Below are 17840 nucleotides of genomic sequence, written 5' to 3'. Positions count from 1 at the left end.
TTGTGGTCGGTTTTTAGCATACATTGGGCCCGACTGCCTCGCGCCAGCGTATTGTGGTCGGTTTTTAGCATACATTGGGCCCGACTGCCTCGCGCCAGCGTATTGTGGTCGGTTTTTAGCATACATTGGGCCCGACTACCTCGCGCCAGCGTATTGTGGTCGGTTTTTAGCATACATTTTAGCCACATCCCCCGCGCCTACCAATTGTGGTCGGTTTTTAGCATACATTTAGGCTATTTACCTCGCGCTATCGGCTTTGTGGTCGGTTTTTAGCATACATTGGAGCCACATCCCCCGCGCTACCAATTGTGGTCGGTTTTTAGCATACATTGATCACACGGCCCTGGCCTCAAAACTCCTGCTCCCCAGTAAATTTACGCAGCTGCGAGTAGATGCCGATGATCTCCGGCATCGGCATGCGGACCAGGCCGCTGGAGGATGGGGCGACAAACTCGCGGACTCCGTCCACCACGGGAGCGATGCCTTCCTGGAAGCCCCAGGCGGCTGTAGTTCTGCGGCTGAACTCTGTGTACACGCCCTTGCCGACAAAGCAGGCAATCTCCGGGCGGTATTCCTCCAGCTTGACCCGCAGGAGCTCGCGGCCTTTGGTGTACTCCTCCCGGGTGATATCTTCAGCACCTACGGTGGGCCGGGCAACGATGTTGGTGAAGCCGTACCCCAGCTTCAGCAGCTCCCCGTCCTCGGAGGCCTCGTATAACCGCGGCGTCAGCCCGGACTTATGCAGTATGCGCCAGAAATTATTACGCGGATTGGCATAATGATGACCCAGCTCCCCGGATCGGATGCTGGGGTTGAACCCGATGAAGACAATCTGGAGTCCGTGATCCAGATGATCCCGTACCTCTTCCATGTTCGTTCCTCCTTACACTTGCCGCATTATTTTGCAGACCCTAATCTAATATACCCATGCTTTGGACGCAGGTACACCTGAAGCAGAAAGCAGAGGACATAACACTGGCACTGGTACTGGTACTGGTACTGGCACTGGCACTGGCACTGGCACTGGCACTGGCACTGGCACTGGTACTGGCACTGGTACTGGCACTGGCACTGGCACTAGCTCTGGCTTCCCGCTCCAACATAAAAATCCCCCGCTCAGGATTTGAATCCGTTAACGGGGGGAGGGGGAAACAGACTGTCTAGTTACTGTAACAGATTACTCTGGCTAAGGAAGAAGAGCCTTCAGCGCCGGAGACATCTCCTGCTCATCCAGCGAAATATAACTAGATGAATTATTCTTATATACTATCTTCACCGCATATGCTCCCTCTCTGCGGTTGAAATTGCGGCGATGCTCCAGAATACCGTTAATGAGCGTCTTGTCTGTGACCATGACCGCCCGTTTCTCGCTGCGTGCTAACTCCAGACGGGTCTCGGGATCATACATCAACCCGGGTGGCAGCTTACTGTGATTCATATCTATGAACATCTCGGCAGACCGGACGTCCGCTGCGGTAATCCGGACTTTATCCGCATATCCCTTCTGTTCCAGCCAAGCCCCCAATTCATGATAGGACGGGTACCAGTCATAAGTGAAATACGCATGATTTCCATACTTATCCGGCTTTTGAATAACGCGGATAGACGCCCGTGACCGCTGATCCGAAACCTGATCCTCGTAGGACATATTCAGCACTTCACGGATTAGGATGTCCTTGAACTCCTTCACCTCCTGCGGATCAGAAATACTGAAGGCCTTGTCCAGATTACTCATCTGGATACTCTCTGCGTTCTTGTTCATCTGCGATATCCGGTATCGCACACGTTTGTAGTCCACATGTCCCATGACCGCCTTCAGCTCCGGCTCGAAGCCCGCTGACGGAACCATATAGGTCCGCATCAGCATCCCTCCGCTCTTAAGCTGGTATGATAGCGTGAAACGGTGGCGAGAGAGATATACAGAATCCCACATGGTATTGCTCTGTCCCGGCTTCGCCGTTACGACAGCATGATGCAGTGCGGTTACAGCTTCAATATATTTCGTGTCCTTGGAATAGATATCAGCCTCCTCCGCAGGTGCAGTATTCGGAGCGTTGTACGGGCGTTCCATCAGGTCTTCATAATTGCCTCCGGCGAATACCGCACTCACCTTATCGTTCGCTGGAACCCGAGTCTCATATCCGGTCAAGCCGGATACAGGAACATAGAGCAGCAAGCCAAGCAGGATGCTGTATACTGCCAATTCAAGCGGCAGCTTGCGGTTCAGGATATGCCAGGTTTTGCGGAGAAGCATCTCTACTACGATGTAGCCGATAATTCCTCCGGCGACGACACTGCCGATGATCCAGCCCGTTCCCTGCTTAATACTGCCGAAGTAGCTGAGCACAAGCAGCATACTGCAGAGCATTACTCCGGCTTTGAACAGCGGATCGAAATAAGTGAAGGCCATCGCCTGTCCAGCCTTCTCACTGTGGCGCTTACAGTACAGCACGAAGGAGAGCGTTAAGAAGGATGCGGACAGAAGAGCATACACCCACAGCTCTGTTTGGCCAAAAGGCTTGAAGGACATATCTGCAATCCGCAGGATCGGTGCCCATTCCGTCATATCTGCCCGCGCCCCCATCCCGCCAGGGTATCCATACAAATATCTGTTCAGATGCATATCTATAAACATTAGAATTGCCGCAGGCAGGACTAACAGAATGAGGGTCACCACTCCCTGTAGAACGGTCTGTCCCACACATATCCCCACAAAAACAGTGAAGGCAAACAAGAACAGGGTCAGCACAGTAAGGGTCAGGCACCATTGCCAGACCTCCGCCCCCTGATAGATATACATATTGCCCTCCAGCGGGCGAACCAGCATCGTAACCACACTTGTAATCCAGATGGGCGGCAGCAGCAGAAGCAGACCGCTCAGCGTATAGGAAGACAGCAGATGCGAGCGGCGCAGCGGGAGGCTGTGCATCAGATCGGAGGAGCCTTTGGACTGCAGATAACGGGACAGGAACAATCCGGTGATGATCGGAAAAGGAATAAGAATTACCGCAATGTCCATGCCAAGGTTGAATAGTCCGTCTAATACGACAGGCTCCTTAAGCCGGTCACTCTCAATGAACAGTTGCAGCGGGAGTATGAATAAGAGTGCCAGTGTGTACAAAATTCCGATCCAGCCATGCTGGCGCAGGTTCTGGCGGATAATGCTGCTGTTAAAGAATAATCGGCTGCGCGTCATAACCGGCATCCCCCATTTCATAAATAAAGATTTCCTCCAGCGTCAGCGGCAGTAGATCAAATACATAAGGCTCGTAGACATGAAAAGCCTGGCTGATCCGCTCCCGGTCCCCTTTTACAATATACAGGCTGACACTTCCCCGCTGCTCCCGGTGGAGAATCTGCAGCTTGGCATCCAGTGCGGCCGCATGGCGTTCGTCGCGGAAAGCCACCTGAATCTTATGCGTGTCCGCCTTCAGATCATCCAGATCCTTCTCGACCAGCATCCGTCCCTCATGCATAATGCCGACATGGTCGCATAAATCCTCAATCTCCCGCAGGTTATGCGAGGAGATCAGCACCGTCAGCTCCCGCTCGGCGACCTCCTGGAACAGGAGATTCTTGATCTGCCGGCGCATCACCGGGTCCAGCCCGTCGATGGGCTCGTCCATGATCAGCACATCCGGCTTGCAGCTGAGGGCCAGCCAGACAGCAGCCTGGCGTTGCATCCCCTTGGAGAAACGGCTGAGCTTGCGCCGGGTGTCGAGCCGGAACATCGTCCTAAGCTCCTCGTACCTTTTCTGGCTCCAGCCCGGATATATAGAGCGGTAGAATGCCGCCATACTCTTAATGGTTGCCTGCGCGAAGAAATACGGACTATCCGGCATGAAGATCATTCTGCGCTTCACCTCCGGCGACTCATACACCGGCTGCCCGGCGAGCTTGACACTCCCCGCCTCAGGACGATAAATACCGGCGAGCGTCTTCAGCAGCGTTGTTTTGCCCGCCCCATTCGATCCCAGCAATCCGTAAATAGCGCCTTTATGTACAGTCAGCGAGATGTTATCAACAGCCTTTTCCTCCTGAAAAATCTTGCTGACTCCGCGAATCTCAATCATGGCTGTTCTCCTCTCTTCTCTTATCCAGCGCCTGGCGGTACAGCGCACTCATTTCACTTTCCGTAAAACCAAGGTATACCGCCTCTGCCATCAGACGCAGCAGCTCTTCCTTCAGCTCCGCCCGTTTGCTCTCATTCTGCCCCTGCTGCAGCGGGGCCACGAAGTTGCCCTTGCCCTGCTGTGAATAGATGTACCCTTCCCGCTCCAGCTCCCTGTAAGCCTTCTGGATCGTATTCGGGTTCACTGTGAGCTGCGAGGATAAAGTCCTCACCGAGGGCAGCTGTTCATCCGCCCGCAGAATACCATGCATAATCATCTCTTTGACCTTGTCGGTGAGCTGCTCATAGATCGGCTTGCGGCTGCGCACATCCAGTTCGAACATGACAGTCCTCCTTTCTTCGGATCTATGATCCGGCTGTTCAACTGTGTTAACTGTACTACTATTATTAATACAGTTGAGGATTAATGTCAATCATTAACTTTTACTTTGTCTAGTTTTAGCGCAAAAAAAGAGCAAGCCCGCAGGTTACCCTGCAGCTTGCTCTTCTCTATTAACCTTTACGGATCAGCGTTTATCCTTCCAGAAATTGAGCGGCTCCATATCCTTCGTAATGAGCTTGAAGGTATAACCATCCTTCTTCAGCTTCTCCAGAATACGCGGCAGCACCTTGAGTGTAGCCTTCTGGTCATGCATCAGAATGACCGGATTGGTCTTGGACGCCTTCAGCTTGTTCACCTGATCCATCACGGTGTTATAGATTCTGTCGCTGTTCTGTTTGTATTTCCAGTCATAGGAATCCACGTTCCAGTCCCAGAGATGATATCCCTGCGTCAGGACTTTATCGCGGAAGGACTTGGTGAAATACGGCTTGCTTCCGTATGGCGTACGGATCAAGGTGGTGCTGGTTCCCGTCAGCTTCTTCAGTGTCGCATTGGCCCCCGACATCTCGGCAAGCGCCGCTGCCGGCGAAGCATAGAACTTCTCCTGGCGGTGGGTCACGCCATGCAGCGCTAAGCCATGGCCTTCTTTCGCAGTCCGCTTCACCTGGGCGGGATGCTGATTCATGTTGTTCCCCAGCATGAAGAAGGTTGCCTGTACGTCATATTTACGGAGGATGTCCAGCAGGTCGCCAGTTGTGGCTGACGGGCCATCGTCGAAGGTCAGGTATACGGTCCGGCCCGGCTTGCCCGGCTCAGTTGGTGTAACCGGAGTCGCTGGATTCGTTGGAGCTACCGGAGCCTCCGGCTTCAGCTCGGCAGCATATTTATCGGTGAAAGCTGCATCGGTAAGCTGCGCCGAGCCGTCCTTCACACGAAGTAAATATTTATCTCCCGCATAGGAAATGCTATACCCGAGGTAAACGCTGAGCTTCAGCGGAGCCATGAGTTTGCCGTCCTGTACGAAAGTGCTCATAGGCACGGCAGTCCCATCCTTCAGTACCGCACCTCCGTCCTTGCTCAGCAGGGTAAGCGAACCTGTCCCGCCGGCTACGTGTATCCCGTCCGTCAGGCCGGTAAGGGTCCATTTCAGCTCATCCGCAAGCGCGCGCAGCGGTACATAATAGGTGCCTTTTACGGATACAGCTTCAACCTTGCTCAATTTATCGTTGACTCCGAGTTTAAGAATAGTGCTATCACCTTTAGCGTTAGCCGGGACCTGCACAAGCCCCATAATTAGGAATAAAGACATGAATAAGAGCAGAATTTTCTTGATGCGCACAGCAGCAGTCTCCAATCTATGTATATTTGTCTATCACTTTATCATATATACTTTCAACGTAATTTGAGAGATTGTAACCGTAAGCTAAGAAATTGTTACTCTTATGCAATGATAAATGAGGGTTCGCCATTATTTTCAGAAAGCACGCAATTCTCGTCGAATGCTGTCACAGCAGGCGTTACACGGTTAAATCAGCGGTTTTTGGCACAGAATAATTGTGACAAATTTAATAACAATATCGGAATTTTGAACAAAAATTGAACAACCTTAAAATTAGCTAAAGTGCGCCACTACAGTGATCTTTATCATACCCTTAGGGAGTTGTAACAATTTGATCACACATATTTAACTTGTTCGCCATTTTTAAGGTCTATTTTATATATTTATACAAAATATGTATTTTGCATTATGGGTAAGTAGTTCTTACTATAGATACAGATCAATGTACTTCCGTTAATGAACGGCGAATGAAAAGTAGTATTGAAGGAAGGAGTTCTATATGAAAAAAAAGGGACCGTTATACGCTCTGTTTCTAAGCCTGATCCTTCTCCTGCCGGGATGCAGCTCGATCGCTGTTCTGAACCCGAAGGGGCCGTCTGCCAGAACGTTATCTGACACCATTATTCTCTCAATTATTGTAATGCTTGGTGTTCTGGCAGTTGTCTACATCCTATACATCTTTGTATTGGTGAAATACCGTGCGAAGAAGAGTAATGAGGGGTACATTCCAAAGCACGAGGAAGGCAATGTAGTCCTTGAGGCGATCTGGATTATTATCCCGATCATTATCGTAGCCTTCCTGTCTGTTGTAACCGTCAAGACGACAAACGAAGTGGAGAATGTGGCTGCGGATTATAAAGATCAGACTCCGCTGGTCATCTATGCGTCCTCCTCCAACTGGAAATGGCATTTCAGTTATCCGGAAGAAGGCATTGAAACAGTTAACTACGTGAATATGCCGGTACACCGTGCAGTTGAATTCAGAATGTACTCATTCGGCACCATTACCAGTCTTTGGATTCCACAGCTTGCCGGTCAAAAGTACGCCATGAGCGACATGCTGACAACGCTTCATCTCTCCGCTGATACGGAAGGCTCTTATATCGGAAAGAATGCTAACTTCAGCGGTAAAGGCTTCGCCCACATGGAATTCGAAGCACTTGTTCTGAGTAACAAAGGTTACGAGGACTGGGTGAAGGAAGTGAAGGAAACTGCACCTAAGCTGACGGAGGAAGAATTTAAAGGCCTGCTGGCCACGGATTACCTCGGACGCAAAACGTATTCCTCCACCCATCTGGAGTTCAGCCCTCCTCCGGGAAATCACGGAGATCATATGAGCGGCGGCGGCAAGGAAATGGATATGGACAACGGCAATCCGGAGCATCAGGATAACAAGGAAATTCATCCGTCTCCCGAGCCGTCCAGCGGAACGGAATTCGACAGCAAGCCTGATCCGGAAGTCGATCAGCCGCTGCCAAGCTCCCCTGTGGATGAAAGCACACATGAAGGACACTAGCTCTCTTACGAGCTTAATGCAACACACTGAAAGGAGCTACCCTAATGGATTTGGACAAATTTAAGGTTCACGGCGAACCCTTGATATACGGGGCCATGATCAGTATTGCACTGGCAACCATCGGGATTCTCGTAGGGCTTACCTATTTCAAGAAATGGGGCTATCTGTGGCGCGAATGGCTGACCACGGTTGACCACAAAAAAATCGGAATCATGTACATCCTCGCGGCGCTGCTGATGCTGTTCCGCGGCGGTGTAGATGCGATGATGATGCGTCTGCAGACGGCTGCGCCGGAAATGAAATTCCTCGATGCGCAGCATTACAATGAGGTCTTCACCACCCATGGTCTGATCATGATTCTCTTCATGGCCATGCCTTTTATCATCGGTCTGATGAACGTAATCATTCCGCTGCAGATCGGCGCACGGGACGTCGCCTTCCCGCGGCTGAACGCTGTCAGCTTCTGGCTCTTCTTCATGGGCGCCATGCTGCTGAACATTTCCTTCGTCATCGGCGGCTCGCCGGATGCGGGCTGGTCAGCCTACTTCCCGCTGGCGAGTCTTGAATTCAGCCCGACCGTAGGGAACAACTATTACTCTCTGGCCCTGCAAATATCCGGTATCGGTACGCTGATCACCGGGGTTAACTTTATCGTAACGATTCTCAAAATGCGCGCACCAGGCATGACGCTGATGAAGATGCCGATGTTCACCTGGTCCGTACTTATCACCAACGTTATCATTGTCTTCGCCTTCCCGGTTCTTACCGTAGCGCTGGCGATGATGATGTTCGACCGCCTCTTCGGCTCCCAGTTCTTCACGATGGCCAACGGCGGGATGGATATGCTCTGGGCCAACCTGTTCTGGGTCTGGGGACATCCGGAGGTCTATATCGTTATCCTTCCGGCCTTCGGTATTTATAGTGAGATTATCGCCACCTTCTCGAAGAAGAACCTGTACGGCTATACCTCCATGGTATTCAGCATGCTGATCATCTCGCTTCTGTCCTTCCTTGTATGGGCGCACCATTTCTATACAATGGGTCAAGGTGCCATGGTCAACAGCTTCTTCTCAATCACAACGATGGCCATAGCAGTACCTACCGGGGTCAAAATATTCAACTGGCTATTCACCCTGCGAAAGGGCAGGATTACCTTCACGACCCCGATGCTGTACACACTGGCCTTTATCCCGATCTTCACGATCGGCGGGGTAACGGGCGTCATGCTGGCAATGGCCAGCGCCGATTACCAGTATCACAACACGATGTTCCTGGTGGCGCATTTCCACTACGTGCTGATTCCGGGTGCCGTGTTCGCCGTCATCGCCGGCTTCCACTATTGGTTCCCGAAAGTGTTCGGCTTCCGCCTGAACGAACGGCTGGGCAAGCATGCCTTCTGGTGGATCATCATTTCCTTTAACGTAACCTTCTTCCCAATGTTCTTCCTGGGACTGATGGGAATGACACGCCGTCTGTATACTTACTCTAAGGAATCAGGCTTTGGTCCGCTCAATATGCTGAGCTTCGTCGGGGCCGTCGGACTCGCGATCGGCTTCGTGATCCTGGTCTACAATATTTACTGGAGTACCCGCTACATGCCGAGAGATACAACCAACGATCCTTGGGATGGCCGGACGCTCGAATGGGCTACACACAGCCCGATCCCGCTCTACAACTTTGCGATTGTGCCTAAGGTTGAGACGCGCGATGCTCTATGGTCTGCGAAGCACGATAATATTCCGCTGTACACAGAGACCAAATACACCAAGATTCATATGCCTAGCAACACCGGCAAGCCGTTCATATTGGGTGTAGTCTTCTTCTTCCTCGGCTTCTTCCTGGTCTTCAGCATGTGGATTCCGGCGATTGTCTCCGGGATTGGAATCCTGGTTGTGCTGGCCTTCATGTCCTTTGATAAGGACCAGGGCTACTACATTCCTGTAGAAGAGATTGCAGCTACAGAAAAGAAACTGATGCGGGGTGAGACTGTATGAAAATAGATGCGTCCAAGCCGCTCGAATATTCAACGGAAGAGAACAGTAACAAGATCTTCGGCTTCTGGGTCTTTCTCGGAGCCGAGATCCCTCTCTTCGCTACGCTGTTCACTGTATATTTCGTAATGGTTAACCGCTATGCCAGCGGACCAAGCGGCAGCGAACTGTTCGAGATCGGCCCGGTGCTGATGGAGACCTTCCTCCTGCTGTCGAGCTCCTTCACCATCGGTCTGGCTGTCCATGCCATGCGGCACGGCTACAAGAAAGCCATGATGGTCTTCATGGCGATTACGCTGGTGATGGGTCTGGCTTTTGTCGGTATTGAAATCGACGAGTTCTTCACTTATGTACATGAAGGAGCTACGCTGCAGACCAGCGGCTTCCTCTCCAGTCTGTTCATACTACTGGGAACGCATGGTCTTCACGTCAGCTTCGGTCTGCTGTGGGGAATTGGCATTATGATTCAGCTGTGGAAGCGCGGCATTACTCCCGCTACCGCCAACAAAACGTTCATCTTCTCCTTGTTCTGGCACTTCTTAGACGTGGTCTGGATCTTTATCTTCAGCTTCGTCTACCTGAAAGGACTGATGTGACATGATGAAGCAACTATTCCCTATTAAGCATGTGATGGGTTATGTAGCCTCTCTGGTCCTCTCTGCCGCTGCACTGATTGTAATTTACGGAGACCTGTCCTCCAGTGCCAATATGGTGGTGCTGCTGGTTACAGCGCTAATCCAGGCCTCCTTGCAGCTGTTTGTGTTCATGCACATCGGAGAATCGGCCGATTCCAAAAAAGAACTGTATATCAACATCGCATACGCCATGTTCGTGGCTCTGGTCACCATCTTCGGCACCCTGTTCATCTTCGTATGGGGCTGGTATGCTTAGCATGTAAGAAGCAGAGGAGCATTATGCTCCTTCTAGGAATCTATAATAAAAGCGGTCCGTATCCGGTAGATTTACCGGTGCGGACCGCTTTTTTGAATTTTAAAGATTGCCATCATGTTGTTGTTCTACTTTAACTGGACTATACTGCTGCTGCTCCCGCTGTCATCCCGCTCTGTATACGCAAGCTGCTTGCCCGAGGGGCTCCATGAGGTGGTCATCGTTCCATTGCTCTCCGCAATCTGGACGGACTTGTCAGAAGACAGATCGTAGACATATAAGGTATTATTCGTTGTCCCGTTCTCCTCAATAGTTACACTATAGGCAATCAGCCGCTGATCCGGGGACCAGGAGACGGCCCCAAGCTCGGCGCCTTCCACCAGGGTCCGCGGATTCTTACCGTCTGTGCCGCTGAGCAGCAGCGACTGGGTAGTCTCCTTATATTGCAGGATCAGCATTTGTTCTTCGTCAGGTGAAGGGATTACGCTGCTGGTACCCGGAATATTCAAGTCAGCCTTCACCTTAGTATTCAGGTCCAAGCTATGCAGTGAGTCCTTCGAATTACTGGTGTAATAGATCTTATCCTTGATTTGTCTTACAACAATCAGACCTTCCCCGCCCAGTCCCTCCACCGGGGCAATCTTCATTGAGGTAGCCGTCGCTGTGTAAGCACCGCCGCTGTATGCAGGACCCACTACCGTATCCTTATCCGCCCACTCGGCCCCCATCGCTCCGGCAATGGCATCGCCCTTGATGGTGAACGTCTTCTTGGACCCCAGGTCCATTACATTGTAGACTGGATCACCCAGGGAGAATTCACTATAGAGCAGAAATAACTGATTGGCGGACAGCTTGGCATCCCCCAGCATCATGTTCGCCTTCTCTGCAATCAATTCGTATTCGCCGGTATCCGGATGGAAGAAATACAGGCTCTGCGGATAGGAACCCTTCAGCTCTCCTGAGCTGATCGGCCCCAGCTTATCGTTCTGCTTGGACACGACAACGGTTCTGTCGTCCTTCCAGTCGGAAATTGCTATTTTCTCATACTGTTTACTTTCCCCTACCGTTACCCCAGCAGCTTCAGCAGGTGCCGGTGTAACCTTTGGCCCTTCCGTAGGCTGGGCAGAAGCTTCTACAGGAGCCGCTGTTGGCTGTGGGCTGGGGCTAACCGCCGGAGCACTAGCCTGATTCGAGCTACAAGCTGCAAGTGTCATTAACAAGGCTGGAACTATCGCCAGCTTCCATGTTCGGGTGTTCATTATAGAGACCGCCTCCTTGAGATTAATAATAATACGTTCAAAAGCCCGGCTCCGCCGAAGATACCCGGGAATCTCCAGGGTTCCTCGGCCGAATCGGGCCGGGCTGATATCTATTATAGCCGTTACAGCCGGAACCGGGCCAGATGCTTCTGCAGGTCCTCGGCCAGGGTAGCCAGATACTGAGCAGAGGAGGACATCTCTCCCATCGCGGTCAGCTGCTCCAGGCTTGCTTCACTGGTGCCCTGAACGTCTGCGGCGCCTTTGCGTGAGATTTCATTCACCGTTGACATGGATCTGGCCACTTCCTCGGATTCCTGCGCGACATGGCCGATGACCTCTGTGATCTGCTCTGTCTGCTCACTGGCAGCCTGAATGGAGGTCTGGATCGCCGTAAAGGCTTCGGATACCACCTCACTCTGTGCTACACCGTGAGAGACAATCCCGGAGCCTTGCTCCATCGATTCTACGGCACTGGCGGTCTGCTGACGGATATGGTTAATGATCTCTGTAATCTGCAGCGAGCTTGTTCCGGTAGCTTCCGCCAGCTTGCGGATCTCACCGGCAACTACAGCGAAGCCACGGCCATGCTCGCCCGCCCGGGCGGCTTCGATGGAAGCATTCAGGGACAACAGATTGGTCTGGGTCGCAATCTCATTAATGGTTGTAATGATGGTGTTAATCTCTTCGGACAGGCTACCCAGGTTGCCGACAATCTGGCGGCTCGCCGAGACACTAGAGTCAATCTCCCGCATCTGGGCCAGAATCTGTTCTACTGCGTCTACACCGCGTTCCGTGGAGGAGGCAGCCTGCTCCATCAGGCGGGTCATTTCTTGTCCGCTATACCGGGCTTCGGCAATCTCATAGGACATCGTCCGTACAGACTGTGTAGTAAGGGTAATGCTCTCCGCCTGCACATCGAATCCGGCTGCAATCTCGCCTGAAGTCTCAGCGATCATCTGTGAGGCGTGCGCGGTCTGGTCGGCACTGGCGCTCATCTGCTGGGAGGAGGCCGAGAGAATCTCGGCGCTCTCCGAGACGCCGCGCATCATATTTTTCAACCCGTCCAGCATGGTATTAAACGATGTATTAATCTGGCCGATCTCATCCTTGGACCGGTAAGCGGCAGAGGCCGTCAGGTCCCCTTCTTCCGCCCGCTTCATCAGCCCCTGCAATTCCTTCAGCGGCCCTGTAATCAATCTGGTGATGATCACACTCAGGACAATACTGAGCAGCAAGGCCAGCGCAATCAGAATGCCGCTTAACGTAGCAGAGCTCTTGGCACTGTCAGCCGTCCGTGTATTATGGGCAGACGCATCCTGAATGAATAACGTCGCTGTCTCTTCAAGCAGCCGGACCATTTTGTCACGCAGCTCGTTAAAGGTCCGGCCCGTGAACACCTGATACCCTTCGTCGTTAAGATCGTTATCGGCCAGATGGATAATATTATCACGCTGTGAACGGTAATCCGGCAGCAGCAGGGTATATTCGTTCACATAAGCTGCAATCTTGTCATTGTTGAATTCAATCTTCCTCAGTTCGGCCATCAGCTCATTGTTTGTCTGGATATTCTCCTGAATTCTCGCCTTCAGCTCCTGCTTCTTCGCGTCATCCGTTGTAATCAGATCCTCCAGCAGAAAAGACTCAATCGCCCGGTTATTCCCGCGGATCTCCGTTACGAAATAAATCGGCTGCAGGTTCTGCCTGTATGTCTCTTCAGACCTCTCAGCCATTCTGGTTGTCGTCAGGATACCCGTTGTTCCGATCCCGATTAGTAGTAGAATAACCACTGCGATCAGTACAATCATTTTATGCTTAATCTTCAGATGTCTCATTTCCTGTTATCCCGCCTTCTCGATATCTAGCTGTAACCTTAATTATCGGAGAATAACATCGAATTGTTGATGGCCCTGCTAAGAAATTTGTCGAAAAAAGAAGAATATTATCGTTTTGGTAGAGCGTTATCCATTAATTATAATTCCATTCACTGTTGAAGCAAGCCATATTTCTTGCGGAATCTCTGCAGCACCTTGGTCCAGCCTCCGGCCAGCACCGCTAAGAAGAATACATTCGACAAGGCATGGGCCAGATCGAAGTAAAAGCTTGCGGCAAACGTAACGGCAACCAGCCGCCAGCTTAAGGCATCCGGCAGACTGAGCAGGACCCAGATATTCATAATCCAGCCGAACAGGAACCCCCAGATGAAGCCAAACACCAGCAGCCCGGCCCGCCGGCGCAATAGCCAGCTCCTCCGCAGCCACCCGGCTGTAAGTCCGGTCATACCCCAGGCGAACATCTGCCATGGCGTCCAGGGCCCCTGCCCGAAGTAAATATTAGAGACCAGGGCAGCGACTGCTCCGATAACGAATCCCGCCTCTGCCCCGAAGACATAAGCGGAGAGGATGACAACGGCCGACACAGGCTTTACCCCCGGTAATGCGGCAAAAGGAATCCGGCTGACCGCTGCAATAGCGGACAACACCGCTAGCAGCACAAGTTCACGGGACTGGAGCGGCCGGCGCTCCAGCCGGATGAACAGCGGCAGGAGAGCTGCCAGCAGCAGCACCACGCTAAGCAGCACATAATGCCGGTCAGTGAATGCTGCGGTAAGCGCGAGCCCCGCGATGAAGAGTCCCAGGGCAATTAGCAGCGGTATGCGGAAGCGGGCCATGTGCGAATCACATCCTCTATTGTCAATGCCTGCGGCAGCCAGTCCCGCACAATCCGGTTGACTGCCGTGGTATAGAAGTAATTGCTGCTGAAGAACTCAGCCGGTGTGCCCTCTGCCGTAATCCCCCCGTCAAACAGGAGTGCGCAGCGCGAAGCATGCTTAGCCGCGAATTCTACATCATGCGTTACGATGAGAATACTGATCCCCTGCCCGCGCAATTGCTGAAGCAGGGCGGCAAGCCTGTCTTTGGCGGCCGGATCAAGCCCCTTAGTCGGCTCATCCAGCAGCAGAATATCCGGCTTCATCAGCAGCATCATGGCAAGCGCAGTCTGCTGCTGCTGCCCGCCGCTGAGGTCATGCGGATGACTCTGCAGCACCTCCCGGAGCTGGAATACCGCCAGCAAAGCCTCAATCTCGCTTGCTGCTGCCTCTGGCGTTAACCCGGCGTAGCTCCCCATATGCTGCAGCTCCTCGGCTACCGTATCATAGCTGAAATAGAGCAGCGGATTCTGTGCCAGCAGACCTGTAGTCTTGCCCTTGGCCAGCTCTATCCTGCCGCGCTGCGGCTTCATCAGCCCGTTCATCACATGCAGCAGGGTGGACTTGCCCGCACCGTTCCCGCCCATGACTGCCAGGAACTCCCCTTGCTTAAGCGTCAACGAGAGCTTCCTCAGGACCTCCCGGCCCTCCTTCTCATACCGGAAGGTCACTTCGCGGCAGGTGAGGAGAGTCTCTGCGGCAGGACTATTCAAGTTATTAACCAGTTCAGCACCTGCGGCAGCGTCCGTTCCTGCCATCAGGGCATGCAGCCAGCGTCTGCCCTCACGCACGGTCAGAGGAATATTCTCCGGCGCAACGGAATCCGCTTCCGGAGCAAGCGACAAGTACAGGCGTGAGGCGGCTGGCAGGTAGCGCCCAGCTGAGGTCAAGGCCCCGCTGCCGGTCTGCCGGGCGAACAGGCGGGGAGCGGCATCTGCCAGCAGCTTGCCGTCTTCCAGCATCAGCACCCGATCGGCCAGCGGCAGCACCTCCTCCAGCCTGTGCTCGCTGATGATCACTGTGACCGCCATTTCCTCGTTAAGCCGCTGCAGCGCCATAATGAATTCCCGCGCAGCAACAGGATCAAGCTGGGAGGTTGGCTCATCCAGCAGCAGCACCTTGGGCTGAAGCAGCAGCACTGAGGCCAGGTTCATGAGCTGCTTTTGTCCGCCTGACAGCTCATGTACCGGACGGTAGAGCAGCGGCTCCAGCCCGAACAAGCCGCAAATCTCCGCCAGCCGGGTCCGCATGACAGCAGGCGGTAGACCCAGGTTCTCCATGGAGAAGGCCAGCTCATGCCAGACCGTATCCATCACGATCTGTGCATCCGGGTTCTGGAAGACCATCCCGATCTCCCCGGCGGCCACCGCTGCCGGAAGCCCGGACAGAGGCTGCCCTTTGTAGGTCAAGGTTCCGCTGGATGAACCCACCGGAGTGAGCTCCCGCTTCAGATGACGCAGCAGGGTGGTTTTGCCGCTGCCGGACGGGCCGCAGAGCACGACAAATTCCCCCTCTTCTATGACGAACGATAGCTCATGGAGCGTGTCCCTGTCTTCTTCAGGGTATCGGAAGGATAATTGCTGTGCTTTGAGGATCTCCATAACCATTTCTCCTTTCCTTCCAGTCCCGCAGGAATCAGCACGAACAGGCAGAAGCTCCCGTACATGACGGCCTCCTGCCAGCCGAAGTCCGCTGGTCTCATCCGGGGATAGATCTCCAGCTTGCCGTAGCCCTGCACCCAGAACAGCAGCGTAACCACACCGCTAACGGTTAACAGCAGCATCACCAGCTTATCCTGCAAATCGGCCTTGTATATCGTGTAAGTGCTACGTTTGGTACTGCCGTAGCCGCGGGCTGTCATGGAATCTCCTGTCTGGAGGGCTTCCTCCAGCGACCAGGTCAGCAGCACTTTGAGCAGCGTCATTCCGTCCGTCATTCTTTTCTTAAGGCTTCCCGTACCGGCATCTATCCCGCGCAGACGCTGGATCAGCGTAATCTGGCGCAGCCGCCGCTGGAACAGCGGCACGAACCGGATGGCCATCAGCGTCAGCAGCGCCGTTCTCGGCGCAGCCGCCGCGAACAGGTACATGAACTTATCTGTAGTCACCGTGTAATTGTAGGATATAAACCAGATAAAAATAGTAAGCAGCATAGTCATCATCATCAACCCGTACAGCACAGCCTCCAATGTAATAGGCTGATCCAGCCAGTAGAACAGAATATGCGCCCCTCTATGCGAGAACAGCGGGTTCAGCAAGGCCACGGAAGCTGCCATCAGCAGCATAAAAGGCAAGCTGCGCAACAGCTGACGCCCTTGTCCCTGCAACAGCAGCAGCGCCAGCAGTCCGGCTATCTCTGTAGCCAGAAATAACGGATGGAAGACCAGCAGAGTGAACAGCAGCAGCCCTGCATAATACAGCAGGGCTACTACCGGATGCATGGAACGAAAGCCGCTGCTCATGGCGCTTTGGCCCCCAGGTCTTTGCCTAGATCAAGCGTATACAGCCACTCGATGGTATCCCCGAGCTCGACGATCCAGCTACCCGCAGCCTTGGAGGGAAATTCTCCATTGACCTTGTACATCCAGCCGCTCTCTGCCCCGTGATCACCCTCGTACAAATTATCTATACCTTCCACATAAGCAAAAGCCTTGCTGCCCTGATATTCCATCTGGATCTTCTGTGCCCGTGTAATCCGCTTCAGCAGGTCCAGCACACTCTCGCCCTTCTTGATCTCGTACTGGGCAGCGGCCAGAATCACGCCATGCTCCTCATCTCCGGTGATGGAGAGGGTGACTACGTTGTCCGGCTTGGGCGTGGCGGCCGGGGAACGCGTGGCGGCTGGCGGCTTGGCCGTAGCCGCCGGAGCGGGCGCGGGGGTCGGCGGCTTGGGTGTGGCCGCCGCGGACTTGGCGGGCTTGCTTACGCCCGCCGAAGGCTGCGTCGCCGCTGCGCCTGGCGACGCCGGCTTGGCGGGCTTGCTTGCGCCCGCCGATGGTTGCGTCGCCGCTGCGCTTGGCGACGCCGGCTTGGCGGGCTCGCTCGCGCCCGCCGAAGGCTGCGTCGCCGCTGCGCCTGGCGACGCCGGAGCTGCCGTACCGTCCGCAGGGGCGGATGGTACGGCAGTGCCCTCAGCGGCTCCCGGCAGCGGAGCCGCTTCGTCTCCAGGCCGCGGCGTCTGCGCGGCCGGGGTCCCGGCGGGCGGCTGCGGGCCGCCGCCTGCCTGATCCGGCTGCCCAGAGGAGCAGCCGGGGAGCAGCAATACCATCAGCAGGAGAAGCAGCGGAGCCAGCCTTCCCCGGCCTCTTTTGACTAGATTGAACATTACCTGCACACCTCCACAAAAAGGGAAAAGAACGGGGGCCAGTCAGCCTGTTCCCCGTTCCTTCATACACCTTATGCTTACTTTTCAAGACATACCCGAACTAATTCCAAGCAAAATCGCCTGTCTAATGAGCCTGCAACGCTTCAACAACCCTATACGCCTCAACTACTCATCGGCACGGGGGCGTTAGTTGGATTTTCTACACTTAATTATTCTGGTTACGCACCTGTATAGAAATTAGTTGGATTTCAGGCATCTAATTCTGCCCACAACCCATCATACGGGAGCTTCGGGCGTGAATAAGTGTTGTTTTTCCAACTAACTCCCGCTTTGCAGCAAATCCTGCCAGATTAGATGTCATT

Annotated in this window: 16 protein-coding genes; 5 read left to right on the top strand and 11 right to left on the bottom strand. The window is 53.6% G+C overall.

Annotated features, from left to right (window positions below; translation table 11 throughout):
- Nucleotides 1-349: 349 nt before the first annotated feature.
- The gene (locus J2Z70_RS23475; protein WP_209877201.1) at nucleotides 350-871 is read right to left on the bottom strand and encodes a mismatch-specific DNA-glycosylase; all 522 of its coding nucleotides are present in this window, start codon (nucleotides 869-871) and stop codon (nucleotides 350-352) included.
- A 56-nt stretch (nucleotides 872-927) separates the two neighbouring features.
- Here J2Z70_RS23475 and J2Z70_RS23470 point away from each other — a divergent pair, with 56 nt between their 5' ends.
- Nucleotides 928-1164: a hypothetical protein gene (locus J2Z70_RS23470; protein ID WP_209877199.1), complete on the top strand. Its 237-nt coding sequence runs from the start codon at nucleotides 928-930 to the stop codon at nucleotides 1162-1164.
- A gap of 22 nt (nucleotides 1165-1186) precedes the next feature.
- Here the strand turns inward: J2Z70_RS23470 and J2Z70_RS23465 are convergent, their stop codons facing one another.
- The 4 genes from J2Z70_RS23465 to J2Z70_RS23450 form a co-directional block, all read right to left on the bottom strand.
- Complete coding sequence (locus J2Z70_RS23465) at nucleotides 1187-3217, bottom strand: hypothetical protein (RefSeq protein WP_209877197.1); 2031 nt, start codon at nucleotides 3215-3217, stop codon at nucleotides 1187-1189.
- Nucleotides 3171-4073, bottom strand: a complete 903-nt coding sequence (locus J2Z70_RS23460; protein ID WP_209877195.1) for an ABC transporter ATP-binding protein — start codon at nucleotides 4071-4073, stop codon at nucleotides 3171-3173. Before J2Z70_RS23460 ends, J2Z70_RS23465 begins: the two co-directional genes overlap by 47 nt.
- Nucleotides 4066-4455, bottom strand: coding sequence for a GntR family transcriptional regulator (locus J2Z70_RS23455; protein WP_209877193.1), 390 nt, complete (start codon nucleotides 4453-4455; stop codon nucleotides 4066-4068). The genes J2Z70_RS23460 and J2Z70_RS23455 overlap by 8 nt, the downstream gene beginning before the upstream one ends.
- A 183-nt stretch (nucleotides 4456-4638) precedes the next feature.
- Complete coding sequence (locus J2Z70_RS23450) at nucleotides 4639-5673, bottom strand: polysaccharide deacetylase family protein (protein WP_209877191.1); 1035 nt, start codon at nucleotides 5671-5673, stop codon at nucleotides 4639-4641.
- 619 nt (nucleotides 5674-6292) lie between these two features.
- Here J2Z70_RS23450 and qoxA point away from each other — a divergent pair.
- The 4 genes from qoxA to qoxD are packed head-to-tail and all read left to right on the top strand — an operon-like array spanning nucleotide 6293 to nucleotide 10191.
- Nucleotides 6293-7309 carry a cytochrome aa3 quinol oxidase subunit II gene (gene qoxA / locus J2Z70_RS23445; RefSeq protein WP_076078945.1) on the top strand — a complete coding sequence of 339 codons (1017 nt, stop codon included), beginning with the start codon at nucleotides 6293-6295 and terminating at the stop codon, nucleotides 7307-7309.
- Between the two features lie 44 nt (nucleotides 7310-7353).
- A complete protein-coding gene (qoxB, locus tag J2Z70_RS23440; RefSeq protein ID WP_036731445.1) occupies nucleotides 7354-9303 on the top strand; it encodes a cytochrome aa3 quinol oxidase subunit I in 1950 nt (649 codons plus the stop codon).
- A complete protein-coding gene (gene qoxC / locus J2Z70_RS23435) occupies nucleotides 9300-9896 on the top strand; it encodes a cytochrome aa3 quinol oxidase subunit III (protein ID WP_036693560.1) in 597 nt (198 codons plus the stop codon). Before qoxB ends, qoxC begins: the two co-directional genes overlap by 4 nt.
- A gap of 1 nt (nucleotide 9897) precedes the next feature.
- Nucleotides 9898-10191: a cytochrome aa3 quinol oxidase subunit IV gene (qoxD, locus tag J2Z70_RS23430; RefSeq protein ID WP_036731442.1), complete on the top strand. Its 294-nt coding sequence runs from the start codon at nucleotides 9898-9900 to the stop codon at nucleotides 10189-10191.
- A gap of 125 nt (nucleotides 10192-10316) precedes the next feature.
- On the opposite strand, the gene J2Z70_RS23425 is transcribed toward qoxD, so the two are convergent.
- The 6 genes from J2Z70_RS23425 to J2Z70_RS23400 form a co-directional block, all read right to left on the bottom strand.
- Nucleotides 10317-11447 (bottom strand): TolB family protein, encoded by a 1131-nt coding sequence (locus J2Z70_RS23425; protein WP_209877189.1) that lies wholly within the window; start codon nucleotides 11445-11447, stop codon nucleotides 10317-10319.
- A gap of 122 nt (nucleotides 11448-11569) precedes the next feature.
- On the bottom strand, nucleotides 11570-13279 hold the full coding sequence (locus tag J2Z70_RS23420) for a methyl-accepting chemotaxis protein (RefSeq protein ID WP_209877187.1): 1710 nt from the start codon (nucleotides 13277-13279) through the stop codon (nucleotides 11570-11572).
- 149 nt (nucleotides 13280-13428) lie between these two features.
- Nucleotides 13429-14115, bottom strand: coding sequence for an ECF transporter S component (locus J2Z70_RS23415; protein WP_209877185.1), 687 nt, complete (start codon nucleotides 14113-14115; stop codon nucleotides 13429-13431).
- Nucleotides 14088-15755 (bottom strand): ABC transporter ATP-binding protein, encoded by a 1668-nt coding sequence (locus J2Z70_RS23410; RefSeq protein WP_209877183.1) that lies wholly within the window; start codon nucleotides 15753-15755, stop codon nucleotides 14088-14090. Before J2Z70_RS23410 ends, J2Z70_RS23415 begins: the two co-directional genes overlap by 28 nt.
- The gene (locus J2Z70_RS23405; protein ID WP_209877181.1) at nucleotides 15671-16615 is read right to left on the bottom strand and encodes an energy-coupling factor transporter transmembrane component T; all 945 of its coding nucleotides are present in this window, start codon (nucleotides 16613-16615) and stop codon (nucleotides 15671-15673) included. The genes J2Z70_RS23410 and J2Z70_RS23405 overlap by 85 nt, the downstream gene beginning before the upstream one ends.
- Nucleotides 16612-17478, bottom strand: a complete 867-nt coding sequence (locus tag J2Z70_RS23400; RefSeq protein WP_209877179.1) for a DUF4430 domain-containing protein — start codon at nucleotides 17476-17478, stop codon at nucleotides 16612-16614. The genes J2Z70_RS23405 and J2Z70_RS23400 overlap by 4 nt, the downstream gene beginning before the upstream one ends.
- Nucleotides 17479-17840: the final 362 nt, after the last annotated feature.

It is taken from the genome of Paenibacillus silagei, from assembly GCF_017874735.1.
Taxonomy (GTDB): Bacteria; Bacillota; Bacilli; order Paenibacillales; family Paenibacillaceae; genus Paenibacillus_AQ; species Paenibacillus_AQ silagei.
The sequence above is the reverse complement of the archived record's forward strand: the minus strand, read 5'-3'. Positions and strand labels throughout refer to the sequence as shown.

Bases quoted from the DNA above. Each gene is read 5' to 3' on its own strand.
- J2Z70_RS23405 (WP_209877181.1), bottom strand. From the start codon at position 16,615: ATGAGCAGCGGCTTTCGTTCCATGCATCCGGTAGTAGCCCTGCTGTAT.
- J2Z70_RS23470 (WP_209877199.1), top strand. From the start codon at position 928: ATGCTTTGGACGCAGGTACACCTGAAGCAGAAAGCAGAGGACATAACA.
- qoxD (WP_036731442.1), top strand. From the start codon at position 9,898: ATGATGAAGCAACTATTCCCTATTAAGCATGTGATGGGTTATGTAGCC.
- J2Z70_RS23475 (WP_209877201.1), bottom strand. From the start codon at position 871: ATGGAAGAGGTACGGGATCATCTGGATCACGGACTCCAGATTGTCTTC.
- J2Z70_RS23455 (WP_209877193.1), bottom strand. From the start codon at position 4,455: ATGTTCGAACTGGATGTGCGCAGCCGCAAGCCGATCTATGAGCAGCTC.
- J2Z70_RS23400 (WP_209877179.1), bottom strand. From the start codon at position 17,478: ATGTTCAATCTAGTCAAAAGAGGCCGGGGAAGGCTGGCTCCGCTGCTT.
- J2Z70_RS23415 (WP_209877185.1), bottom strand. From the start codon at position 14,115: ATGGCCCGCTTCCGCATACCGCTGCTAATTGCCCTGGGACTCTTCATC.
- qoxB (WP_036731445.1), top strand. From the start codon at position 7,354: ATGGATTTGGACAAATTTAAGGTTCACGGCGAACCCTTGATATACGGG.
- J2Z70_RS23410 (WP_209877183.1), bottom strand. From the start codon at position 15,755: ATGGAGATCCTCAAAGCACAGCAATTATCCTTCCGATACCCTGAAGAA.
- qoxA (WP_076078945.1), top strand. From the start codon at position 6,293: ATGAAAAAAAAGGGACCGTTATACGCTCTGTTTCTAAGCCTGATCCTT.
- J2Z70_RS23425 (WP_209877189.1), bottom strand. From the start codon at position 11,447: ATGAACACCCGAACATGGAAGCTGGCGATAGTTCCAGCCTTGTTAATG.
- qoxC (WP_036693560.1), top strand. From the start codon at position 9,300: ATGAAAATAGATGCGTCCAAGCCGCTCGAATATTCAACGGAAGAGAAC.
- J2Z70_RS23460 (WP_209877195.1), bottom strand. From the start codon at position 4,073: ATGATTGAGATTCGCGGAGTCAGCAAGATTTTTCAGGAGGAAAAGGCT.
- J2Z70_RS23465 (WP_209877197.1), bottom strand. From the start codon at position 3,217: ATGAAATGGGGGATGCCGGTTATGACGCGCAGCCGATTATTCTTTAAC.
- J2Z70_RS23420 (WP_209877187.1), bottom strand. From the start codon at position 13,279: ATGAGACATCTGAAGATTAAGCATAAAATGATTGTACTGATCGCAGTG.